This window comes from Curtobacterium sp. VKM Ac-1376 (assembly GCF_015351025.1).
In the GTDB taxonomy this organism is placed as follows: Bacteria; Actinomycetota; Actinomycetes; order Actinomycetales; family Microbacteriaceae; genus Curtobacterium.
Genome location: NZ_JADKRV010000002.1, coordinates 343,303 through 366,935, shown reverse-complemented (window position 1 = coordinate 366,935; position 23,633 = coordinate 343,303). Strand labels below are relative to the sequence as shown.

At 71.1% G+C, this 23,633-nt stretch carries 20 protein-coding genes; 10 read left to right on the top strand and 10 right to left on the bottom strand.

What is annotated here, in order from left to right:
* Positions 1 to 146: 146 nt before the first annotated feature.
* On the bottom strand, positions 147 to 755 hold the full coding sequence (locus tag ITJ56_RS04685) for a dTDP-4-dehydrorhamnose 3,5-epimerase family protein (protein ID WP_194628129.1): 609 nt from the start codon (positions 753 to 755) through the stop codon (positions 147 to 149).
* Positions 756 to 852: 97 nt separating this feature from the next.
* On the opposite strand from ITJ56_RS04685, the gene ITJ56_RS04680 reads away from it, so the two are divergent.
* From ITJ56_RS04680 to ITJ56_RS04655, 6 genes are all read left to right on the top strand, one after another.
* Entirely contained in the window at positions 853 to 1,794 is a 942-nt protein-coding gene (locus ITJ56_RS04680) for a glycosyltransferase family 2 protein (protein ID WP_194628127.1), read from the top strand.
* Positions 1,784 to 3,367, top strand: coding sequence for a glycosyltransferase family 39 protein (locus ITJ56_RS04675; RefSeq protein ID WP_228517129.1), 1,584 nt, complete (start codon positions 1,784 to 1,786; stop codon positions 3,365 to 3,367). The genes ITJ56_RS04680 and ITJ56_RS04675 overlap by 11 nt, the downstream gene beginning before the upstream one ends.
* Positions 3,364 to 4,998 (top strand): glycosyltransferase family 39 protein, encoded by a 1,635-nt coding sequence (locus tag ITJ56_RS04670; RefSeq protein ID WP_194628123.1) that lies wholly within the window; start codon positions 3,364 to 3,366, stop codon positions 4,996 to 4,998. Before ITJ56_RS04675 ends, ITJ56_RS04670 begins: the two co-directional genes overlap by 4 nt.
* Complete coding sequence (rfbB, locus tag ITJ56_RS04665; RefSeq protein ID WP_110892679.1) at positions 4,995 to 5,981, top strand: dTDP-glucose 4,6-dehydratase; 987 nt, start codon at positions 4,995 to 4,997, stop codon at positions 5,979 to 5,981. Before ITJ56_RS04670 ends, rfbB begins: the two co-directional genes overlap by 4 nt.
* Before the next feature lie 11 nt (positions 5,982 to 5,992).
* Positions 5,993 to 6,844, top strand: coding sequence for a dTDP-4-dehydrorhamnose reductase (gene rfbD, locus ITJ56_RS04660; protein ID WP_194628121.1), 852 nt, complete (start codon positions 5,993 to 5,995; stop codon positions 6,842 to 6,844).
* Positions 6,845 to 7,034: 190 nt separating this feature from the next.
* Positions 7,035 to 8,177 (top strand): glycosyltransferase family 4 protein, encoded by a 1,143-nt coding sequence (locus tag ITJ56_RS04655; RefSeq protein WP_194628119.1) that lies wholly within the window; start codon positions 7,035 to 7,037, stop codon positions 8,175 to 8,177.
* Between the two features lie 13 nt (positions 8,178 to 8,190).
* Here ITJ56_RS04655 and ITJ56_RS04650 read toward each other — a convergent pair whose 3' ends face one another.
* The 6 genes from ITJ56_RS04650 to ITJ56_RS04625 form a co-directional block, all read right to left on the bottom strand.
* The gene (locus ITJ56_RS04650; RefSeq protein ID WP_194628117.1) at positions 8,191 to 8,946 is read right to left on the bottom strand and encodes a glycoside hydrolase family 16 protein; all 756 of its coding nucleotides are present in this window, start codon (positions 8,944 to 8,946) and stop codon (positions 8,191 to 8,193) included.
* Positions 8,947 to 9,139: 193 nt separating this feature from the next.
* The gene (locus ITJ56_RS04645; protein ID WP_194628115.1) at positions 9,140 to 9,424 is read right to left on the bottom strand and encodes a hypothetical protein; all 285 of its coding nucleotides are present in this window, start codon (positions 9,422 to 9,424) and stop codon (positions 9,140 to 9,142) included.
* A gap of 44 nt (positions 9,425 to 9,468) precedes the next feature.
* Entirely contained in the window at positions 9,469 to 9,936 is a 468-nt protein-coding gene (gene purE / locus ITJ56_RS04640) for a 5-(carboxyamino)imidazole ribonucleotide mutase (RefSeq protein WP_194628206.1), read from the bottom strand.
* A 54-nt stretch (positions 9,937 to 9,990) separates the two neighbouring features.
* Positions 9,991 to 11,088 carry a hypothetical protein gene (locus tag ITJ56_RS04635; protein ID WP_194628113.1) on the bottom strand — a complete coding sequence of 366 codons (1,098 nt, stop codon included), beginning with the start codon at positions 11,086 to 11,088 and terminating at the stop codon, positions 9,991 to 9,993.
* A gap of 149 nt (positions 11,089 to 11,237) precedes the next feature.
* The gene (locus tag ITJ56_RS04630; protein ID WP_194628111.1) at positions 11,238 to 12,893 is read right to left on the bottom strand and encodes a glycoside hydrolase family 6 protein; all 1,656 of its coding nucleotides are present in this window, start codon (positions 12,891 to 12,893) and stop codon (positions 11,238 to 11,240) included.
* Between the two features lie 223 nt (positions 12,894 to 13,116).
* A complete protein-coding gene (locus tag ITJ56_RS04625; RefSeq protein WP_194628109.1) occupies positions 13,117 to 14,253 on the bottom strand; it encodes a 5-(carboxyamino)imidazole ribonucleotide synthase in 1,137 nt (378 codons plus the stop codon).
* A gap of 113 nt (positions 14,254 to 14,366) precedes the next feature.
* Here ITJ56_RS04625 and ITJ56_RS04620 point away from each other — a divergent pair, with 113 nt between their 5' ends.
* Complete coding sequence (locus tag ITJ56_RS04620) at positions 14,367 to 14,855, top strand: GtrA family protein (protein ID WP_194628108.1); 489 nt, start codon at positions 14,367 to 14,369, stop codon at positions 14,853 to 14,855.
* A gap of 15 nt (positions 14,856 to 14,870) precedes the next feature.
* Positions 14,871 to 16,433, top strand: coding sequence for a DUF2142 domain-containing protein (locus ITJ56_RS04615; protein ID WP_194628106.1), 1,563 nt, complete (start codon positions 14,871 to 14,873; stop codon positions 16,431 to 16,433).
* 351 nt (positions 16,434 to 16,784) lie between these two features.
* Here the strand turns inward: ITJ56_RS04615 and ITJ56_RS04610 are convergent, their stop codons facing one another.
* Both ITJ56_RS04610 and ITJ56_RS04605 read right to left on the bottom strand, forming a co-directional pair.
* Positions 16,785 to 17,807 carry a lysylphosphatidylglycerol synthase domain-containing protein gene (locus tag ITJ56_RS04610; RefSeq protein WP_194628104.1) on the bottom strand — a complete coding sequence of 341 codons (1,023 nt, stop codon included), beginning with the start codon at positions 17,805 to 17,807 and terminating at the stop codon, positions 16,785 to 16,787.
* Between the two features lie 71 nt (positions 17,808 to 17,878).
* Positions 17,879 to 19,756, bottom strand: a complete 1,878-nt coding sequence (locus tag ITJ56_RS04605; RefSeq protein ID WP_194628095.1) for an ArnT family glycosyltransferase — start codon at positions 19,754 to 19,756, stop codon at positions 17,879 to 17,881.
* 103 nt (positions 19,757 to 19,859) lie between these two features.
* Between ITJ56_RS04605 and ITJ56_RS04600 the strand changes: the two genes are divergently transcribed.
* Positions 19,860 to 21,149, top strand: a complete 1,290-nt coding sequence (locus ITJ56_RS04600) for an acyltransferase family protein (protein ID WP_194628093.1) — start codon at positions 19,860 to 19,862, stop codon at positions 21,147 to 21,149.
* Between the two features lie 125 nt (positions 21,150 to 21,274).
* On the top strand, positions 21,275 to 22,282 hold the full coding sequence (locus ITJ56_RS04595) for a GH25 family lysozyme (RefSeq protein WP_194628091.1): 1,008 nt from the start codon (positions 21,275 to 21,277) through the stop codon (positions 22,280 to 22,282).
* Between the two features lie 90 nt (positions 22,283 to 22,372).
* On the opposite strand, the gene ITJ56_RS04590 is transcribed toward ITJ56_RS04595, so the two are convergent.
* Positions 22,373 to 23,596, bottom strand: a complete 1,224-nt coding sequence (locus ITJ56_RS04590) for a polysaccharide pyruvyl transferase family protein (protein ID WP_194628089.1) — start codon at positions 23,594 to 23,596, stop codon at positions 22,373 to 22,375.
* Between the last annotated feature and the right edge of the window lie 37 nt (positions 23,597 to 23,633).

Below are 23,633 nucleotides of genomic sequence, written 5' to 3'. Positions count from 1 at the left end.
GAGGATGATGCCCTTCATGATCGGACTGCTCCCATGGGTCGCGGGTCGGCTACTTCGGCGAGGATGATGCCCTTCATGATCGGACTGCTCCCATGGGTCGCGGGTCGGCTACTTCGGCGAGGATGATGCCCTTCATCGTTCTCCCCTTACTTCTTCGTGCGGAGCGACTCGGTGTACGCGACGCACTCCTCGTACGTCGGCAGCAGACCGGCGGCCGCGGCCTCTTCCAGCGTCGGTGCGCTCGTGTCCTTCTCCGAGAGCACCGGCTCGCCGATGCCCTCGGGCAGTTCGAGGCCGACGGTGGGGTCGAGGATGGTGATCCCCTTCTCACGCTCCGGGTTGTAGTGGGCGCTGACCAGGTAGTTCACCGTCGACTGGTCCTCGAGCGCGACGATCGCGTGCCCGAGGCCCTCGGACAGGTAGACGGCCTTGCGGTCGACATCGTCGATGCGGACCGAGTCCCACTGCCCGAACGTCGGTGATCCAACGCGGATGTCGACGATGTAGTCAATGAAGGCTCCGCGCACCGCGGTGACGTACTTCGCCTGGCTCGGCGCGACGAGGGCGTAGTGGATGCCGCGGGCGACACCGGCCGCGGAGATCGACATGTTCACCTGACGGAGGTCGAGCGGGTGTCCGACGGTCTCCTCGAGCACGTCGGCACGGTACGCCTCGAGGAATGCTCCTCGTGCGTCGCCGTGCTGGACGGGCGTGAACTCCCACGCGCCAGGGATCTTCAGTTCGCGGATCTGCACCGGGGAAGCCTAGCAAGATGCGCATCACGTAGGCTGTCCTGGTTCTGTGCCCCGCGCCCCGCGCGCTGCGACTCCCGAAACGAGACCAAGCGAGCCCGTGAAGCTATTCGTCCAGATCCCCTGCCTCAACGAGGAGAACACCCTCGCCAGCGTCATCGACTCCATCCCGCGTGCGATCGACGGCATCGACGAGATCGAGATCCTGGTGATCAACGACGGCAGCACCGACCGCACCGTCGAGGTCGCGAAGGAGCACGGCGTCAAGCACTTCGTGCACCACACCACGAACATGGGCCTCGCCCGCTCGTTCCGCGACGGCGTCGACTACGCCCTGCTGCACGGTGCCGACATCGTCGTGAACACCGACGGTGACAACCAGTACCCGCAGGCCCAGATCGCCGAACTCGTGCAGCCGATCCTCCGCAAGGAGGCCGAGATCGTCATCGGCGACCGGCAGACCCGCACCATCGAGCACTTCTCCGGCTTCAAGAAGCTCATGCAGCGCTTCGGCTCCTGGGTCGCGAGCCGCGCGGCCGGCCTCGACCTGCCGGACGCCGCGAGCGGGTTCCGCGCGTACTCGAAGTACTCGCTCATCCGCCTGAACATCGTGACCCGATTCAGCTACTGCATGGAGACCATCGTGCAGGCCGGCTACAAGCGCCTGGCGATCGCGTCGGTGCCGATCACGACGAACCCGAAGACCCGCGAGTCCCGCCTGTTCAGCAACATCTTCCAGCACATGTTCGAGTCCGGTTCGGCGATCGCGCGCGTCTACCTGATGTACCGCCCGATGGCGCTGTTCGCCTGGGTGAGCGTGATCCTCGGGGCACTCGGACTCTGGCCGCTCGTCCGGTACCTCGTGCTGCTCGCGATGCACACCCCCGGCAACCACCTGCAGTCGATCATCCTCGGCGTGGTCCTGCTCATCACGGCGCTGCTCTCGATCGTCATCGGTGTCGTGGCCGACCTCACCCGCCTCAACCGCACGCTGGCCGAGGAGCAGCTCGACCTGCAGAAACTGCAGCGGTATGGCGACTGACACGGCTCCGGCCGTGTCGCGCTCCGTGGCTCGGCCCCGTGTCGGCCGCGCGGAGCGCCTCATCGTCATCGCGTTGACGGTGGCCTTCGCCGCCGTGCTGACGGTCTGGGCCGTCGTCACGACCACGTACAAGGCGCCCGACGAACCGACCCACGTCGACGCGGTCCTGCACCTGGCCATCGGCGACGGATGGCCCGCACCGGGTGCGATGCACTACCTGAACGCGGTGCACGACACCCAGATCAGCAACATGCGGCAGTCCACCGACGTCAACAAGACCTGGGGCGAGCTGCTGCAGGAGTTCCCCGGGGTGCACGCGACCAGCATCGACCAGATGTCGCAGCACCCCGCGACGTACTACGCGCTGGCCGCCGGCGTGCTGCAGCTGGTGCACTTCGAGGACCTCCGCTGGGACCTCGCGGTCATGGTGCTCCGGCTGTTCGACGCCCTGCTGGTCCTGCCGCTGCCGTTCCTGGCGTGGGCCACGGTGCGACGGCTGACCGGATCACCGCGGGCCGCCCTGGTCGGTGGCGCCGCCGTCTTCGCGCTCCCCGAGGTCGCTTCCATCGGTGCCTCGGTCACGAACGACGCGCTCATGCTGCCGTTGGCCGGGGCGCTCGTGTACGTCGTCGTCCGGATGCTGACGGGCGACCTGCGCGTGCGCACCACGATCTGGATCGGCCTGCTCCTCGGGGTGATGCTCCTCGTCAAGGGCACCGCCCTGCCCGCGGTCCCCTTCGTGGGCATCGCGGTGATGGCGGCGGGCTGGAGCCGGGCGACCGTCTGGCGCAACGCGGTCCGGACGCTGTGGACCCTCGGCATCGCCGCCGTCGTCGGCGGGTGGTGGTGGCTCCGCAACCTCCTCGTGTACCACGACATCCAGCCGGACGGCATGGCCGGAGCGCGGCCGCCGATGCCGTTCCCCGACGGCACCGCCGCCAGCGCCGAGGTGTTCCTCCGCGACTACTGGAACGGCGTCACCCGAACGTTCTGGGGCAGCGTCGGCGGGCTCACCCAGTTCCAGCTCGCCCAGGTCCTGATCGACGGCCTGACGATCGCCTCACTCGTGGGCATCGTGGTGTGGGGGTTCCGTCGGGGCCCGTCACTCCGCCCCGCGGTCGTACTCGCGTCGTTCCCCGTCATCCTCATCGCCCTGCACCTGCAGAGCGGGTGGGGCGGCTACGTGCGGAGCACCATCGTCGCCGGCACCCAGGGGCGCTACTACTACCCCACCCTCATCGCCCTCATTGCGCTGAGCGCCCTGGCCTGGCGCCGCGTCACGGTGACCGCGGCGGGCGCGACTCGGCTGGCGGTCGGCATGTCGATCGCGGCGATGGCCATCGGGCTCTACGGCGTCGTCTACGCACTGCGGGCCTTCGGCCGCGACGCCGCGTTCTGGATCGACGAGTTCTCGATCAGCCGGTTCGACCGGTACGGGATGGTGCCGGCCGGGCCGAACTTCACCCTCACCACGATCGCCGCCGTCGCGCTGGTCGGTACGGCGGTGCTGCTCGTCCGGTTCATGCGCCGCCCCGAGTCACTCGACGCGCGCGACCCGGGGGTCACCTCGTGACCCGGCCGCTGGTGCGCCGCCACGAGTGGGCCCTGCTCGGCTCGGTCTCCCTCGCCTGGCTCGCCTTCCTGCTCACGTTCGCCCTGGTCACCCCGGCCTTCGGCGCTCCGGACGAGCCGGCACACGTCGACGCCGCGTTCCGTCTGGCGCTCGGGCTCGGCTGGCCGCACGGAGGCGAGATGCACTACCTCGCCGCGATCCGACAGGTCGTCGAGCACCCCGTGCCGGCCGTCGACCGCCCCACGGTCGACGCGCTCGTCGCCGCCGTGCCGGGCGACTCCCCCGCGATCGACCCGATGTCACAGAACCCGCCGACCTACTGGCTCGTGGCGGCCGGCATCCTGCGCGTCATCCGCTTCGGCGCGCACGACTGGGCGACGTCGGTGCTGACGCTCCGCCTGTTCGACGTCCTGCTCGTCACCGCCCTGCCGGTGCTGGTCTGGGCGACCGTCCGCCGCGTGACCCGGTCCCCACGGACCGCGCTCGTCGCCCCGCTCCTGCTCTTCGCCGTGCCGCAGCTCGCCCAGGTCGCGTCGGGTGTCACGGTGTGGGCGCCGGTGATCCTGCTGGGCGCCGTCCTGGTCTGGCTGAGCGCGCGGGTGCTCACCGGGGACCGGTCGTGGTCGACCACCGCCGGGCTCGCCGTCGCCGTGACCGGCCTGGCCGCCCTGAACGCACTGGGGCTGCTGGCCGTGCCGTTCGCCGTCCTGGTGCTGCTCCTGGCCCGGGACCGGCCGTGGGGGCAGCGCGCCCTGCACGCCGGCGTGGTGGTCGTCGCAGCAGCCGCGGTGTCCGGGTGGTGGTGGGTCCGCACGCTCCTGCTCAGCGGGACCCTCGTGCCGGATGCCCTGCGTGGCGTCACCGCGGTGCAGCCGTACCCCTCCGGCGGGGCGAACCCGGGTGCCTTCGCGGGCCGCCAGTGGGACGGCATGACCGCCTCGTTCTTCGGCGCGCTCGGCGCGAACCAGTGGCCCCTCCCGCCGATGGTCGTCGACACCCTCGCGGTCGTCGGGCTCGCCGTCATCGGCTGGTCGTACGCCCGTCGCTCCCCGGGCCACCGTGTCGCGACGGTCGTGCTCGTCTGGCCGGCGGTCGTCCTCGTCGCCACGCTCGCCTACAACTGGCGCAACTACCTCGGCACCCACCAGGGCAACGGGCTGCAGGGACGGTTCCTGTTCGTGGCGGTCGTCGCGCTCGTGCTCGCGCAGGCCGTCGCCTGGCACGCGCTCGTCGTCCGTCCGGAGCTCCGCCGCCGGCTGGCCCGGTTCGCCGCCGTCAGCGCGCTCACGATCGGTGCGTACGGCATCGGCCTGACCTACCGCGGCGCGTGGGAGAACACCCAGTTCCGCGTCACGCCGGGCGGGCTCAGCGCGATGGCCGGTGGATCGCTCGCCGGTCCGTCCCCGATCGCGCTGGTGCTCGGCCTGTTCGCCGTCGCGGCCGTCACGGCCGTCGTGCAGCTGTGGCGCGGGACGGCCCTCGTGCACGACGACACCGCCGAGTCCGCCACCGGATCCCCCACCGAAGGCATCGTCCTCGACGCCACCGGGGGCACCACCACCGACCCCGTCGGCGGCCCGCTAGAATCGCCGCCGACCCACGAACCGACCGTCAGGAAAGAGACCTCGTGAAGATCCTCGTCACCGGAGGGGCCGGCTTCATCGGCTCGAACTTCGTCCGCCGCACGCTGGAGGACGCGTACCCCGGCCTCGAGGGCGCCGAGGTCGTCGTCTACGACGCACTGACCTACTCCGGCAACGAAGCGAACCTCGCACCGGTCGCCGACTCGCCCCGCTACACCTTCGTGCACGGCGACATCCGCGACGCCGCGAAGCTCGACGAGGTCGTCCCGACCGTCGACGCGATCGTGCACTTCGCCGCCGAGTCCCACGTCGACCGTTCGGTCCGCGACTCCGGCATCTTCGTCGAGACGAACGTCGTCGGCACCCAGCGTCTGCTCGACGCCGCGCTCCGTCACGGCACCGAACGCTTCGTCCACGTCTCCACCGACGAGGTCTACGGCTCCATCAGCGAGGGCTCGTGGGACGAGGAGCGCCCGCTCGAGCCGAACTCGCCGTACTCGGCGTCGAAGGCCGGCAGCGACCTGCTCGCGCGCAGCTACCACCGCACGCACGGACTGAACCTCTCGATCACGCGCTGCTCGAACAACTACGGGCCGTACCACTTCCCCGAGAAGGTCATCCCGCTGTTCGTCACCAACCTGATCGACGACCAGCACGTGCCGCTGTACGGCGAGGGCAACAACATCCGCGACTGGCTGCACGTCGACGACCACACCCGCGGCATCGCGATGGTGCTGACCCGCGGCCGCGCCGGCGAGATCTACAACATCGGCGGCGGCACCGAGTTGACCAACAAGGAGCTCACGCAGCTGCTCCTCGACGCCACGGGCAAGGACTGGTCGTACGTCGACCGCGTCGCCGACCGCCTCGGCCACGACCTCCGCTACTCGGTCGACATCTCGAAGATCCAGGCCGAGCTCGGGTACGAGCCGCTCGTGCCGTTCGAGCAGGGGCTGGCCGACGTCGTGCAGTGGTACCGCGACAACCGCGCCTGGTGGGAGCCGCTCAAGCAGCGTGCGGCCCTGAGCTGAGCCGGGCCACCGTGACCAGCTACCTCATCGCCGGCGCGGCCGGGATGCTCGGCCAGGACCTCCGGGCCGCCCTCGCCGGACGGGACGTCACCGCCATGTCGCGCGCTGCCCTCGACATCACCGACCCGGCAGCGGTCGACGCCGCGGTCGCCGGGCACGACGTCGTCATCAACTCGGCCGCCTACACGAGGGTCGACGACGCCGAAGACCACGAGGACGACGCGTACGCCGTGAACGCGACGGGGCCGAAGCTCCTGGCCGAGGCCGCAGTCCGCCACGGCGCGAGGCTCGTCACCGTCTCGACCGACTACGTCTTCGACGGCAACGGCACCGCGCCCTACGCCGAGGACGCCCCGACCGACCCGATCAACGCCTACGGTCGCACGAAGGCGGCCGGTGAGGCGTTCGTCCGCGCGATCGCGCCCGACACGTCGTACGTCGTCCGCACGGCCTGGATCTACGGCGCGCACGGCCCGAACTTCGCCGCGACGATGCTCCGCCTCGCCGGGTCCCACGACACCGTCAGCGTGGTCACCGACCAGGTGGGCCAGCCGACCTGGACCGGGGACCTCGCCGCCCGGATCGTCGAGCTCGTCGACGGGGAGGCCCCAGCCGGCGTCTACCACGGCACGAACGCCGGCCAGGGCTCCTGGTTCGACTTCACGCGGGCGATCTACCGGGAGCTCGGGCTCGACCCCGAGCGCGTTCTCCCGACGGACAGCGCCGCGTTCGTCCGCCCCGCGCCCCGTCCCGCGTACAGCGTGCTCGGCCACGAGGGCTGGTCGCGCGCCGGGCTCGCGCCCATGCGCGACTGGCGCGAGGCGCTGCACGCCGCCGTCGCCGCGGGTGCGCTGACCGCGTAGGCACGGTCGTCGGACCGGAGGCGCGGGTCGGTTCCCTGCGTCGGAGAACCCGATCCGCGCCTCCTGTCCGACCTCCGACCGCGCCCAGGGGGCGCCGGGATCACCCTGGTAGTGTCGGGCAGCCGAGCGCGGGGCCGGCTGTCGACCCCAGGACCACGTGCCGATGAGCCACGACGAGGAGCACAGCACCATGACCACCCTCCACGTCATCGTCGACCAGATCGTCGCCCCCGTGCCGGGCGGCATCGGGCGCTACGCCGAGGAACTGGCACGGCACCTGGTGGAGAACGCACCGAGCGGCTGCGACGTCGCCGGCGTCGTCTCGGCCGTGGGTGCCGACGAGATGGCGCACCTGCGCACGCTGCTGCCCGGTCTGGTCGACCTGCAGCGGCTCCCGCTCCCCCGCCGTGAGCTCTCGCTCGCGTGGCAGGGCGGTTTCGTCGGTGGCATCGCGAAGGGCATGGTGCACGCGCCGAGCGTGCTCGCGCCGCTGGTCAAGCACGACCGATTCCAGGACCCTGGCCGACAGACCGTGGTGACCGTCCACGACATCGTGCCGTGGACCAACCCGGAGACCCTGACGCCCCGCGGTGTCAACTTCCACAAGGCCATGGTGAAGCGTGCGTGGAAGCACGCCGACGCCGTCGTCGTGCCCACCCACGCGGTCGCGAGCGCGCTCAACGAGATCCACCGCTTCGACGATCGGCTCCGTGTGATCGGTGGAGCGCCGAGCGGTCGACTCCGCCTGCCGGTCGATGCCGACCTGCGCGCCGAGCGGCTCGGTCTGCCTGACCGCTACGTGCTCGCCGTCGGCACCCTCGAGCCCCGCAAGGCCCTGGCGTCGCTGATCCAGGCGATGGCACACCCCGACGCCCCGGCGGACATCCCGCTCGTCATCTCCGGGCCGGACGGCTGGGGCGACGTCGACGTGTACGACATCGCCGAGCGCGCCGGGCTGTCCCGCGACCGCGTGAAGGTGCTCGGTCGGATCGACGACGCCGACCTCGCGGTCGCCTACGACCGTGCGACGGTGTTCGTGTTCCCGAGCCTGGCCGAGGGGTTCGGTCTGCCCGTGATCGAAGCGATGAGCTTCGGCACCCCGGTCATCCACTCGGACGACCCGGCGGTGGCCGAGGTCGCCTCCGACGCCGGCGTCACCGTGGCCCGTGATCCACGGGAGTCGTACCCCGAGCGGATCGCGCAGGCTGTCTACCAGGTCGTGAACGACCCCCTGCTGGCGGCACAACTGGCCGTGGCGGGGCCGGACCGCGCACGCATGTACGACTGGTCCGACTCCGCCGCGGAGACCTGGCAACTGCACGCCGACCTCTGACGGTCGGACGGCCTCAGGGCTTGTACGTGTAGGTGCAGACCCAGTCGATGTACAGGTGGCCAGCGGCGCCCCAGTTCCCCACCTGGAACATGTAGCGATGCGGGGTCTTCGGCACGTTCGAGGTGATCTTCTTGATCACCTTGCCGTCGAGGCGGTAGCTGACGGACTTCCCCGGCACCCAGTCGATCGAGTAGGTGTGCCACGAGCGCCACGAGACGCCGGTGCTCATGCTCGTCGCTGTGGCTTCCTTGCCCGGCGTCATCGAGTGGTGGTGGAGCATCGGCTGCTGGTCGAAGTTCGCCTCGGGGTAGTCGATCTCCCCGTCGGACCACTTGTCCGACGACGGCCAGAGCATGACGGCCGCTCCGTTGCCGGCACCGCCCGTGGCCTTGGCCCGCATGATGAACTTCCCGCCCTTGTGCCCCCAGGCTCCGGTCGGCGTGCCGAAGGTGCCGGCAGCACCGTGCTTGCCGTCGAGCTTCACGTCCAGGTACCCGTTGTGCGAGCTGATCTGGGACCCCGAGTAGTACATGCCCCCGGTGCCGTCCGGGTACGGCTGCCACGATTTCGCGTAGGTCTTGGCGAAGGCACCGCCAGCGGCCGCTGGTGTGCTGAACTGTTCGCGGTACGTCATCTTGAAGGCGCCCGAGTCGGCAGTGGGGGCCGACGTGGCGGACGCTGCGGTCCCTGGACCGAGCGGTCCGGCGACGAGTGCCGCTCCGAGGAGCACGACGGCGAGTGCGGCCCTCCTGGTGGTGCGTTTCTGCATGAGGTGTCACTCCCTGACGTGACTGTTCGCGCCTGGTCCCCTGGGCGCCGGGCGACCGTATCTCGGCGACCCGGCGTTCACGGTAGTTGCTATCCAGAATCTGCGCTCGGGGGTTGACAGAAGCGGCGCACCCCCATTACACGGGGCTTGTGTGACCGCCTCGAACCCGGCAGGACGCCGTCGTGGCGCGGGGTCAGGCCCGGGTGCGACGACGGTGCGCGACCATCGCGACCACGACCGCGGCCAGCACGGCGACGATGACGACCACAGCCGCGGACCCGGCGACGTGTGCGGCCGTGAGCATGGACTCGTACTGCGACTTCGTCGCCACGAAGTCTCGGCCGGCGGGGCGGGCCCACGACGCGACCGGGTTCAGCGGACCGGCCGCCCGCGCAGCGACCCCGCAGACCACCGCTGCGACGACCGCGATCGCGGCGAGGACCAGGACGGGGGCGGAGCGGCGCAGACGATCGGGCATCCGGCCACCGTACCGCGGCCCGGAGCGCCCGGGGTGCCCGCTCGCTACAGGGAGTCGCGCAGTCGGGCCGCCTTCTCCTCGACCAGGCGCTCGAGGCCCTCGGCGTAGTCGGTCAGCCGAGCGGCGACGGCCGGCTCCGAGGAACCGATGATCCGGGCGGCGAGCAGTCCGGCGTTCGCCGCACCGTTGATCGCCATCGTCGCCACCGGGATGCCGGCGGGCATCTGCACGATCGACAGCAGCGAGTCGAGGCCGTCCAGGCGCGCGAGCTGCACGGGCACGCCGATCACGGGCAGCGTCGTCATCGAGGCCACCATGCCCGGCAGGTGCGCTGCGCCCCCGGCGCCGGCGATGACCACGCGGATGCCACGGTCGGCAGCGCCGCGGGCGAAGCGGGTCATCTTGTCCGGCGTGCGGTGCGCCGACACGACGTCCGCCTCGAACGGGATGCCGAGTTCGGCGAGGATGTCCGCCGCTGCCCGCATGGTCGGCCAGTCGGAGTCCGACCCCATGATGATCGAGACGAGCGGCTGTGCGGGTGCGGCGGTGTCGGTCACGCGACGAGCCTAGCCGAGCAGCACGCGGCGCCAGGTGTCGCCGTCGCGGCCGATCGTCCGTTCCTCCGCCACCCACCGGGCGGCCCGTGCGTCCGGCGCACCGCGCTCGACGGCGGCGCGGACGGCGTCGCGCCAGGCACCGACGTCGTCCGGGACCGCGACCGCTCCGTGCTCGCGAGCGACCGCGTACGAGGGGCGGTCCGAGACCACGGCCGGCAGCCCGAGCGCGGTGTACTCCAGGAACTTCAGGTCGCTCTTCGCGCGGTTGAACTCCTCGTCGCGCAGGGGGGCGACCCCGGCCCGCCAGCGCTCGCGATGTGCGACGAGCCAACGGGAGAACGCCGGGTAGTGCCCGTCGGGGACCTCGACACGGCGGAACCAGTCCGCCCCGCCCTCCTCGGTCACGCCGATGACCTCGAGCCGGATCGGCGTGCCGTCGACGGTGGCGAGGTCGTCGAAGACGTCGCGGAGCAGTTCGAGGTCGGCGGCGTGGGTGAGCGTGCCCATGTAGAGCACGCGGTGTTCGCCGTCGGGGCGGTCGTCGTCGTCCTCGGTCGCCGCGGTGGTCCAGAGCTCCGCGTCGAGGGCGTTCGGCACGATCGTCACGTGGCGGGCGACGGGCCGGACGACCTCGGCGAGTTCCGGCGTGCTCACCACCACGGTGTCGGCACCGCGAACCAGGGCGTCGATCGAGGCGAGTCGGTCCGGGTCGTACTCGGCACGGGCCAGGCGCGCCCGTCCGGACGCGGTGAAGAAGTCGTCGTCGACCTCGGCCACGATGCGGATGCCGCGGGCTGCCGCCGTGTCGAGGAAGCGCGGCACGGTGGCACGGGGAAGGATGTCGCGCTGCACCAGGACCGCGGCGTACGGGGTGGTGTCGGAGCCGTCGACGAACGCGGCCGGGTCGACCTGGCGCACCTCGGCCGTGCCGCTCGCCGCCAGGTGCTCGGTGCGCCGGACGACCCGCACGTGCGCCGAGGCCGGGTGCGCTCCCCCGGCACCGGCGACGACGTAGCCGAGGACCGGGAGCGGTGCCGGCTGCTGAGGAGCCCCGACGACGGCACGGCGCAGGCGGCGGGCGGCCCGGCGGACGAGATCACGCGGCATGCGCCCATCCTCTCGCACCTCGTGCCTCGCACCGTGCGAGGTCACTCACGAACGGTGCGGGGTTCCGTGCGTGGTGCGAGCAGAACGACCTCGCACCGAACACGGAACCTCGCACCGGACGACGAACTCCGGACCAAGGACGCCGCGCCTCAGCGCACCGTCACCGTGCGGCACGGCGACGACTTCCGGTCCGCTCCACTCCCGGCGTTGTGGGCGATCGCGCAGACGGTGTGCTTGCCGACTGCGACCCGGACGGTGCCCGCGAAGCCGTGTGCGGCGCCGGACCCCCAGGTCCGGTCCACGTCGGCGCGAGCGCGACCGGCGTCCAGCGACGTCACCCGCTTGCCGTCGACCGTGATCGCCACCCGGCTCGCCGACGACACCGCGTCGCCGTCGAACGCCCAGCCGCGCACGCTGACGCCGCGGGTCGTGGCCTTCGCCGAGTCGAGCCCGACGTAGGGATCGTGCCGGTAGGCGCGGACGGTCGCGCACCCGAGCGACGCGTCCGACCCCGCGCCGAGGTTCACCGCGGTGACGCACACCCGGCGAGCGCCGGCGGCCGCGGGCACCACGGCGTCGAACCCGTGGGTCGCGCCGACGCCCGAGCGGGCATCGACGTCGGGCCGGTCGAGTCCGGCCGTGGTGACCCCCGACGCGCGACCGTCGATGGTTGCGCGGACCCGGACGGGCTGCGTGGGGTCGTCCTCGTCGAACGCCCACCCGGTGACGCGGACGCCGCCACCGGTGCCGGCGACGACCTCGAGCGAACCGCGCGGGGCCAGGTCGGCGGCGGGCGCGCCGAGGCGGGCGTTCGCGACCAGGGCCTGGGCGTAGGCGGACCACCACTTGCCCGCGGCGGGGGCGCCGTCGCAGGTGCCGTCGCTCGCGCCGGGGGTCTTCACCCACAGCAGGGCGTCGAGCGCGGTGCCGTCGGACACGACCCGGGGCGAGGTGCCGAGTCCGGCGCCGGGTCCGTTGCACCAGGTGCCTCGCCAGCCCTGCCCGTTGCGCGAGGTGTCGATCACGTAGTGCGAGCCCCCGGTGGCCGCGGACACCTTCTGCGCGTAGGCCTGCTCCTGCGTGGTCGGGTAGTAGTTCGCGACGTTCGTGAAGAACCCGCGGGCCTGCTGCACGCCGGCCGCGTTCAGCCGCGAGGCCATCAGCGCGGGCTGCACCCAGTTCGAGTTGCCGGCGTCCAGGTACGCGGCGACCCCGGCGGCCGTGAGACCGGCGACGGTGCGGGAGAGGATCCGGTAGCGCTGCTCGTCGAGGGCCGTGCTGCACTTGGCGTTGCTGAGCATCGCGAGCGAGTCCGGCTCGACGATGACCGCGGCCCGGTGTCCGGCGAGTGCGGCGGTGACCTGGTCGACCCAGGCGTCGTAGGACCGCTCGTCGAACCCGCCGGCGGAGTACCCGCCGCAGTCACGGTCCGGGATCGCGTACAGCACGAACACCGGGGTGGTGCCGGACTGTTCGGCGCCGGTGACGGCGGTGCCGATGGTCTTGGTCAGCTGGGTGCCCTGCGTCCAGTCGCCGAGCCACGTCGCGACGGGGTACCCGGCGATGGTCTTCGCGGCCGCTGCGCCGGCGGGGTCGGTGGCGGCGAGGGCGGCCTGTGCCTTCGCGGCCTCGCTCGTGGGCGACCGGTACGGCCCGGCTCCGTACAGCGAGGCGGAGGTGACCGACCGGATGGTGGACGCCGAGGTCGCAGCCGAGGCACTCGCGGTCGGCAGCAGGCCGGCGACGGCTGCGACGAGGGCGACGGCGGCACCGCAGACGGCGGCACGGCGCGGACGGCGGCGCATGGAGACTCCCCTGGACGACGGGCACGGACCGTTCCAGGGGAACACGCGCTCGACGCCGCCACCAGCCTCCCGAGCGGGTGCCACCCGAGGGGGTGTCCGCAGAGCGACCGACAGGTGTGTCCCGCGCCGACGACGGACGGGAGGCCCGTGGCGGCATCGCCACGGGCCTCCCGTCCGTCATCGGGTCACGTCGAGGACGCGACCCGGCGTCACGGACACCGCCTCAGTCGTCGAAGTGCGCCGCGGCGGCGCGCGCCCGGTAGACGACGTCGTCGACGTCGTCGCCGAGCACGGTCACGTGCCCGATCTTCCGGCCCGGCCGCGGTGCCTTGCCGTAGAAGTGGTACTTCGCCTCGGGGAAGGCCTCGAGCGCTGCGGGGTAGCGCGCCGCGAGGTCGCCGTCCGCGGGGCCGCCGAGCACGTTGACCATCACGGCTGCCGGGGCGAACGACCCGGTCGCACCGAGCGGCAGGTCGAGCACGGCCCGCAGGTGCTGCTCGAACTGGCTCGTGGTCGCGCCGTCGATGGTCCAGTGCCCGGTGTTGTGCGGACGCATCGCGAGCTCGTTGATCAGGATGCGCTCGTCGTCGGTCTGGAACAGCTCGACCGCGAGCACCCCGGTGACCCCGAGCTCCTCGGCGATGCGGACCGCGATCGACTCGGTCAGGTCGGCGATGCGGCCAGCACTGTCCGGTGCCGGTGCGATCACCTCGGCGCAGACCCCGTCGCGCTGCACGGTCTCGACGAGCGGCCAGGCGACGACCTGCCCGGAGGGTCGGCGTGCCACGGACTGTGCGAGTTCCCGGGTGAACGGCACGAGCTCCTCGACGAGGAGGGCCTGGTCACCACCGGTCTCGGCGACGGCGATGAACCAGTCGTCGACGTCGGAAGCGTCCGAGACGACGCGAACGCCCTTGCCGTCGTACCCCCCGCGCGGGGTCTTCACGACGGCGCGTCCGCCGTGCTCGGCGAGGAACGCCCGGAGCTGGTCCGGGTCGTGCACCGCGGCCCAGTCCGGCACGGGCAGGCCGAGCTCGCTCAGCCGCGCACGCATCGTGATCTTGTCCTGCGCGACGGCGAGCGGCTCCGGCCCGGGGCGGACCGCCACGCCCGCGTCGACCAGGGTGCGTAGGACGTCCTGCGGCACGTGCTCGTGGTCGAAGGTCACGACATCGACCTGCCGGGCGAACTCGAGCACGGTGGCAGCGTCGTGGTAGTCGCCCTCGGCGGTGGCCGCGATCGCGGCGGACATGCCGGGCCCCTCGGCCAGCACCCGGATGTCGATCCCCAGTTCGACGGCGGCCGGCACCATCATCCGTGCCAGCTGTCCCCCACCGATGACCCCGACGCGCAACGCCATGCTGTGTGATCCTTCCGGTGTTCCCACCGAGCCGTGGGAACACGTTGTCTACAATCGCTGTTCGGGTCGCGCAGTGCACGACCGGTCTCAACTCTACGGATCCTGGAGGGCTCGTGCGGCGCCTCATCGCCCAGCTGGCACGCTTCGGCGTCGTCGGTGCCGTCGGCTTCGTCGTGGACACCACGGTGTTCAACGTGCTGCGCATCACCGTCCTGAACCCGGAGGACGTCCACTCCGGCCCGTTCTGGGCGAAGGTCATCTCGACGATGGTCGCGATCTTCGTGAACTGGATGGGCAACCGGTACTGGACGTTCCGAGAGCAGCGCCGGGCGGTGGCCACCCGCGAGGGCATCGAGTTCGTCATCGTGTCCCTCGGCGGCATGGTGATCTCGCTCGCGTGCCTCGGAGTCTCCCACTACGCGATGGGGCTCACCTCGGTCATCGCCGACAACGTGTCGAACATCATCGGCCTCGTGCTCGGAACGGCCTTCCGGTTCTGGCTCTACAAGGTGTGGGTGTACCACCCCGAGCGCACCGCCGCGCAGCTGCTCCCCGCGGACGCGCCAGCGGCCGGTGGTCCGCGGATCACCCACGACGCCTGACCTAGGATCAGTCGGGTGACGGCCCACGAGACCACCACCATCGTCCCCGCTCTGCGCCACACCGCGCGCTGGGAGCACGTGGCGATCGCGGTGGTCACGGCGACCTTCGGGCTCTGGCTGGTGGCGTGGGCGCTGATCGTGCCGGTGTTCGAGGCCCCCGACGAGACCGCACACATCGATGCCGCGGTCCACGTCGCGCTCGGAGACCCCTGGGCGGCCCCCGGGGAACTGCACGTGACGAACGCCGTGCAGGCCGCCAAGGTCGAGCAGGCGACGAAGCCGTCGGACGAGTGGTCGACCGTCGGCGAGCTGTTGCAGAACGCCCCTGGCCCTTCGTCGACCGTCAACCAGATGACCCAGCACCCGCCGACCGCGTACCTCGCCGGCGCCGTGGTGCTCCGGGCCGTCGACTTCGGCGAGCTGCGGTGGGACCACGCCTTCGTCGCCCTGCGCCTGGCCGACGTCCTGGCCGTCACCGCGCTGCCGCTGCTCGCCTGGGCGTCGGTCCGCCGGGTCACCCGGTCGCCGCGTGCCGCCCTCGTCGGTGCCCTGGCCGTCTTCGCGACGCCGGAACTCGCGTCGATCGGGTCCTCGTTCTCGAACGACGCCCCGGTGCTGCTCGTCGCCGGCATCGTCGTGTGGCTCGCCACCCGCCTGCTCACCGGCGACACCCGATGGCGCACCACGATCGCACTGGCGGTGGTCCTCGGAGCCCTGGTGTGGATCAAGGGCACCGGGTTACCGGCCGTGCCGTTCGTGGCCGTCGTCGTACTGTTCGCCGGCTCGGGCGTGCTGTCCCTGCGGCACCGGATCGTCCGCACCGTGGTGGTGATGGCCGTGTCCGGGGGCATCGGCGCGTGGTGGTGGCTGCACAACGTGGTCGCGTACGGCCGCATCCAGCCGAACGGGTACACGGCGATGCGCCCGCCGAAGGACTTCCCGCCGGGCGAGAGCCCGACCCTCGCGCACTTCCTCGACGTCAGCTGGGGCACCTTGTCGCGCACGTTCTGGGGCAGCTTCGGGGGTCGGGCCCAGGTCAGCATCGGCGACCTGCTCACCGCCGTCCTGACCCTCGTCGCCCTCGTGGTGCTCGTCGGCTGGGCATTCCGCCGCGGCCCGGACCTGCGCGTCGCCCTGTGCCTCGCGGTGTTCCCAGCGCTCCTGATCGGCATCCAGAACCGCACCAGCGCGCACTCGTACCTCACCACCACCGAGGTCGCCGCCACCCAGGGCCGCTACTACTTCCCCGCCATCGTCTGCCTCATCGTGCTGAGCGCGCTGGCCTGGCGACGACTGGTGCCGGCCGGCCGTGCGCGCTCGTGGGCCGTGGTCGCCCTGGCCGTCGTGCTGCCCGCCGTCGGCGTGTACGGCTTCGCGGTGGCCTCGGCCTGGTTCTGGAACGCGGCGGTCTTCCCGGTCACGGGACGCGGGCTGCTCCGGTACTCGGAGATCGGTCCGGTGCCGCCGGCGGTGCTGGTGGTCGTGGTCGTGCTGGTGGCCGCAGGCCTGGTGGCCTCGGTGGTGCAGGTCGCCCGCGCCGACCGACGGGCGCTCCCGGCGACGGCTCCCCTCCCCTGACACGCGCGGGCGATCGCCGCCGAGGGTGCAGGACATGCCGTCAACGTCTCGCGGAGCGGGCACGAACTGTCGGTCCGTGTGCTCGCCAGCGACAGTTCGTGACCCCTCGGCGAGGAGCGCGCCGCATGTCGTGACCACGCGTCGGGCGTGCGGCTGACGCGATGGGCGCCCCACCAGACGGACGGGAGGTGGTACCCCAGCCGGTACCGGCGCACCGCGCCAGCGGGGTGACGGCCGAGCCTGGAGGGGCCGCGCCAGCTGGCACGGGGCCTCCCGTCCGTCGTCACGCGCGTCGCGTGCGCCCGTCGAGTGAGCAGAAGACGTCGGGTCCCGGCACTCGACGTCTTCTGCTCACTCGACGGCGGGTACCGCGGCGGGGTCGTCAGTGGGACGCTTGCGGCGGAACCACGTCGGGGCCGCGGCGCAGAGCAGGAACAGACCGTCGACGGCCAGGCTCCAGACGCGGGTGACGACGACCACGACCAGGGCGATCCCCGGGGGCATGACAAGGGCGAGCAGGAGGGCCTGGACGCCCTCGCGGACGCCGAGCCCGCCGGGGGCGAAGACGGCCAGCATGCTGATCGCCGAGGCCATGCTCGCGGCACCGATGACGAACGCCGCGTCGCTGAGCTCGAGCGACGGGTACACCGCCAGGGTGATGAAGTAGTAGGCCGTGCCGGACAGCATCGCACCGGCGACGTACAGGCCCGCACCGCCGAGCACCGTACCGAGGTTCGGACGGACGTCCGCCTCGAGTGGCTTGCGGCGCAGGATCTTCAGCGCGATGCCGATGAGGAACACGAACACGCGCGGGATCAGGCAGATGACGCACCCGACGAAGGCCGCGATCATCAGAGCGATGAGCCACGGGTCGAGGCTGTGCGTGCGGGGGTCGATGAGCAGCAGCACGAGGGCCAGGGCCAGGGTCGCTGCGATCTGCAGGGCGCCCTCGAGCAGCCCGCTCACGCCGAGTCGGGCCTTCGAGACGCCGTGCTTCGAGGCGAAGTAGACCTTGCCGATGATCCAGGTGGCAGCCCCCGGGATGTAGCGGCCCATCCAGGACTTCGCGTACACGTAGGTCAGGGTGACGCCGCTGCCCTTCAGCCCGGTCGCCCCGAGCCGGCGGAGCAGGTAGAACCAGATGCCGACGCCCCAGTAGCGGAAGCCGAGGCTGATGACGGTCGCCACGACCACCCACGACCACTGCCAGTCGAGCCCGGCGAGCTGCCCCCAGTCGACGCTCCGCACGTACAGCACCAAGAAGACCGCGAGCAGGACGTAGAAGACGACGGGGATCGCCTTGACCAGGAACCGCCGCCAGGCGAACGGGCGCTTCCCCTCGGGCACGGGGGTGTCGCTGGTGCTTGCGGGCAAACGGGTCTCCTGCTCAGGTCACGGGCTCAGGTCATGGTAGACGGTGCTGCGGACCGCTCCCTGGGGTGCTGCTACCGAGCGAGCTTGACGATCTGGATGCGGCAGGGGATCTCGGGATCGGTGGACTGGTCGGTACTGCAGGCGATCGTCGCGTTGTACGTCCCGACGAGCTCACCGGCGACCGAGTAGTCGCGGGCAGGGGCGGTCGCGGGGTCGAACTGCACGAAGTACTGCACACCCTCGTCGATGAACAGGTTCCGCATCGCGTCGGAGTGGTAGGTGTACCCCTGACCTGAGCGACCGTACACACGCGTGTCGGTCAGGAACGCCAGGGACGACAGCGAGCGGTAGTTCGAGCCGATGACGGTGGCGTCCTCGGGCAGGGCGCCGCTCGCCCGGATCTGATCCGCGAGCCGGACGATCTCGGGCACATCCGTCGGCCCGGTGACGCGCAGTGCCTCGGTGCGGTTCACCGACGGGTAGAACGGCGCCGGCGAACCCAGCCAGTTCTGCGTGTACGACGCGATGGGCACGACGGCGATCGCGATACACGCGACGATCGTCCGGACCACCCCGCGACGGCGGACCAACCGCCAGACGGCCGGCAGCATGAGCGCACCGATCATCGCGGTCAGGTAGAACAGCGGCCAGTAGTAGCGGGCGTTCCCCCCACCGCTCGACGACGACGTGATCATGCCGTAGCCGACGAAGTACACCAGCGTCGTCGCGGCCACGATGCAGGTGAAGGCGTAGCGGCGGAAGCGCACGACGCCGATGACGAGCGCGGCGGCGAAGAGCAGTGCGATCGGTGCGGCGAAGGGCGCGAAGGTGCTGATCTTCTGCAGGTAGTACGGCAGCGCGAGCATGCGCTCGTGCAGGTAGTAGCCGGCGCGGGCGGCGATGCCGGAGTCCTTCGTGACCGTCGGCGCGGTTCCCTCGGTGGTCGCGGCGTCGTCGGTCGGCGGCACGATGGCGGGGTCCGGGTTGTCCATCGGGCCCTGCTTGTAGACCGACGGGGTGAAGTCCTCGTTCGGCGAGAACGCGTGGTCGTTCGGCGGGACCGGCAGGAACGGCCAGTCGGTGGCGCGGCCGCCGTCGTCGAACTTCGAGCCGATGTTGACGGACAGGGACGAGCCGAGGGTCAGCGACCCGTACTTCGCGGTCAGGGCGCCCACCCACGGCGCGATGACGACGGCGAACACCACGATCGTGGCGACGGGGACGGTCCACCAGTGCACCACCGGCTCGCGACGGCGGCGGGCAGACCAGACGCGGAGGAGCAGCCACAGGATCACGGCACCCACCGCGACGGGCAGCAGGAACAGCTTCGTGAAGTAGCCGAGGGCTGCGACGGCGCCGAGCACGCCGCCGGAGACGAGACGGGCGCGCGTCGAACCGTGCAGCGCCTGGTCAGCCCACCTGAGTGCCCAGAGGAAGCCGACGACCCACGCGACGACGAGCAGGTCGGGCGTCTGGATCGACACGGCGCTCATCAGCGCGGGGATCGCGGTGACCATGAAGAGCACGGCGGGGACGATCCGGTGGTTCTGGGACCAGACGAGCCAGCCGCCGATCCCGAGCACGACGGCCACGGCGAAACAGTTCACGATCGCGAAGGCCGTCTGCAGGCCGAGGCCTGCCGCGATGAACGGTGCCATCATCCAGGACACCATCGGCGACCAGTACGCGTTGATCGCATCGGGAAGCCACCCGTTCGCGTACTCCCGCGCGATGCCCATGTAGGAGATGCCGTCGACGTTCGTCACACCGAGGCGGTTGTGGTACGCCACGGCGGCGCTCAGGGCGACTCCGATCACCACCAGGACGGCCAGGATCAGGGGCGCGACGATGTGCCGGTACCGCCGCGAACCCGCCCCCGAAGGCCGTCGAACGGGCTCGTGGGTGCTCTGCGGTGCGTCGGGCGTCGTCAGGGTCACGTGCTTCATCATGACATCCGATCCGTCGTGCGGCCGCACCGAGGCCGATCACCTGGCCGGCTCGGCGTGTGGGAGACTGCCGGGGACCCCGCTCCGACCACCACGAGGACGATCGTTGGCCACCGAACCCCGCGCAGCCGAATCCGCAGCCGATCCCGCGGCGACCGCTCCCCGCGCCGGGGGCCGGCTCGAGTTCCCGTACCTCGACGGGCTCCGCGGTCTGGCTGCCCTGGCGGTCGTGTTCTACCACGCGTACCTCTTCACCGGGACGACCGGCACCGGGCCGACGGAGCTGCCGTGGCTCCGCCCGTTCATCGGGTGGGGGTACCTCGGCGTCCCGCTGTTCATCGTGCTGTCGGGCTACGTGCTGATGCTGCCCGTACTGACGCGGTTCGACCGCTACCGCCTGCCCGGCGGCTTCTGGAAGTTCATCTGGCGGCGCGCTCGACGGATCATCCCGCCGTACTGGGCGTCGCTCGTCGTGTTCGCGCTCATCATCCTGTTCGTGCCGGTGATGGGGCAGCCCGGCGGCACCCAGTGGGACACCAAGCTCCCGATGGGCTGGGGCACGTTCCTCACGCACTTCTTCCTGGTGCACGACTTCTTCCCGCAGTACATCGGCAAGATCAACGGCCCGATGTGGACCGTCGCCGTCGAGTGGCAGATCTACTTCCTCATGCCGCTGCTGATCCTGCCGCTCTGGAAGGTCTTCGGCGGATGGGCCACCGCGTCCTCGCTCGTCCTGATCGGCATGTGGATGGGCTCGGAGAGCCGGTACTCGTGGATGCACCCGTGGTTCGTCGGGCTCTTCGCGGTCGGCATGCTCGCCGCCGAGCTGACGGTCAAGGCACGTGACGAGCACCTGACCGGCAAGCTGAACAGCTCGAAGCTGGGCGGTCCGCGCTGGCAGGGCGGGGTGTTCGTCGCCGCGATGTTCGTCGGCATGCTCCTCGTCTTCTTCCGCAACCGCGACTACTGGCAGCACCAGACCTGGCCGTCCGAGGTCGTCCTCGGCATCTTCGCCGGCATCCTGCTGACCTGGATGGGGCGCCGTGCCGTCACCGGGCAGCACACCTGGCTGGCACGCTTCTTCGCCTGGAAGCCGCTCGTGCTCCTCGGGCTCGTGTCGTACTCCGTGTACCTGTTCCACAGCCCGCTGCTCGGTCTCGGCAACCTGTTGCTCCTGCCCATGGGGCTGTACCCGAAGTGGCAGTTCCTGCTGATGGTCTTCGTCGTCATCCCGGTGGCGCTCGCGATCTGCGTCGGCTTCTGGTGGCTCGTGGAGCGCAACTTCCTCAACCGCCGGCAGAAGCACGCCACCCGCGAGGTCTCGTCCCGCGGCCGCCTGCCCGAGGTCGAGACCGACGACGCCGACAACCCCGCGGACACGCGCCCGGCGCCGTAGGGGACACGCTCCGCCCGCAAGCGTCGTGCGTCGGACGGACATGTGTCGTCGAGGCAGGTAGCATCGCTCGGAACGCGGCGTGGGAGATCAGGCCCACGGCATCTCGACAGGGAAGACGAGACCACATGCCCGCACCGATCAGCAGAATCCTCGGACTCGGCACCGCCGCCGCCGTCGCCGCGGCCATCACCTTCGGCAGCGGCCCGGCGGTCGGCGTGACCGCAACCGACCCGGCCACCGCGACGGCGACGCCGGCTCCGGTCGCGAGCACGGCGAGCCCCGCACCGGCGCCCGCCGCCGCTCCCCCTCAGGAGCTCTCCATCGCCGAGATGGACCGCACCGGCAACCACACCATGGGCGCCGGCATCGCCGCCCACGCCGGCGAGTCCCACGTCACCACCGTCTCCCCCGGCACGTCGACGGGTGGTGTGAGCGCGCAGTCGCTCAGCTCCTCCGCTGCCGCCGCCACGGCTGGCGGGCCGCCCCCCGGGCGGGTGCAGGGCTTCGACATCAGCGCCTGGCAGCCGAGCGTCAACTTCCTGCAGGCGTACCGCAACGGTGCCCGCTTCGTGTACGTCAAGGCGACCGAGGGCACGTCCTACGTCAGCTCGACGTACAAGCAGCAGTACGCCACCGCGAAGCAGCGCAACCTGTACCGCGGGGGCTACGTCTACGCGCAGCCGAGCCAGGCGAGCGGTGCCGCGACCGCGAACTACTTCTTCGCGCACGGCGGCCAGTGGACCAACGACGGCAAGACGCTGCCGCCGCTGCTCGACATCGAGTACGGCAGCGCCGCCCAGGGCACCTGCTACGGCAAGTCGTGGGGTGCGATGCGCAGTTGGATCAAGGACTTCTCGACCACGGTCTACAAGAAGACCCACCGCTACCCGGCGATCTACACAACGACCGACTGGTGGAAGCGCTGCACGAACAACAGCAACCAGTTCTCGAAGAACCCGCTGTTCGTCGCGATCTACCCGGTGAAGGACTTCACCACGCCCGGCACTCTCGGCCGCAGCTGGTCGAAGTGGACCTTCTGGCAGTGGGCGGCCAGCGGCACGCTCCCCGGCGATCAGGACGTCTACCGCAACAACGTGACGTACCTGAAGCGCTTCGCGTCCAAGACCGAGTGACGTCGGTCGCCACCACCTGACGGACGGGAGGCCCGCGGCGGTGTCGCCACGGGCCTCCCGTCCGTCAGGTGCGGGGTCGCGACCACCACGTCAGCGGACGTCGCGGGTCGCCTCCGCGAAGTCCGCGTCGAGCGCGGTCGCCATGCGGGCGACGCCCGCGGCGAGCTGCGCGCGGACCGCGTCGCGGTCGGCGTCGAGCGCCTCGAGCTGCGCGGTGACGTCGTCGACGAACGACGGCTCGAGGGCGGCCTCGATGGGCTTCGAGAACTCCTGCTGGCCCATCTGCTCGAAGAACAGCCGGCCCTTGTCGACGTAGTAGAGCACCGCGGCCGGGACACCCGCGATGGTCGCGACGATCGCGGAGTGCAGGCGACTCGCCAGGAACAGTCGGCTGCGGGACATCAGCCCGGCGTACTCGGAGGGCGAGAACTCGTCGGCCTCGATGACGTGGGTGCGGTCAGCGTGACGCATCAGGGCGATGACCTCGCGCGCGAACGCGGCGTCGCCCTCGGATGCCTCCATGTGCATCGGGTAGAACACCACGTCGGCGTCCCACCGGTCGATGACACGGTCGGCGAGGTCGGCGACGGCCTGGCGGTAGGTGACGAGCTTGTCGCTGTCCACCCCGGTCTGGCGGAACCGCTTCGGCAGGAACCGGAACGGGATCCAGCCGCTGCGCTTGTAGTGGAACCAGCGACGGACACCGAAGCCGATCGAGCCATCGAGCCGATCGGCGGTCAGGCCGGTGGTGCGCTCGAGCCGCTCCAGGACGGCGGCGTCGGGAGCGGTGACGGTGCCGACCACTGCGGGGTCGAACGACGACACGATCGGTGTCGTCACACCCCAGGACAGGAGCTTCTCGCGGGACTCGTCGTCACGGACGGCGAAGGAGCGGCACAGGTCGACGGTCGCGCGGATGAGGCGCTTGCTGACCCCGGCGCTGGTCGGGCCGATGCCCTGGAACGCCCCGATCAGGTTCTTGTTGACCGCGCGGACGAGCAGCATCTTGCCGAACCAGTACACCAGGCCGAGCTTGTTCGTGTAGTCCTTGAGGATCTCGCCACCGCCCCAGAGGACGACATCGGCACCGCGAGCAGCACGGAGCAGCGCGAACAGGTCGCCGATGCCGGTGCTGTACGGGGACACCGGCAGGAACCGGATCCCGAACCACGCAGCGTCCCGCTGGGGGTACTGCGACAGGGACATGATGTCGGCATCGGGCCACCGCCGGCGCACCAGCTCGACGTTGCCGGCGAGGATCGCCCGGTCCCCGCGGTTGTGGGGGGAATCGCTATTGTGGATCAGAACGCGCACGGGTGGAGAGCCTACCGGTACCGTCCTCCCGCCACCC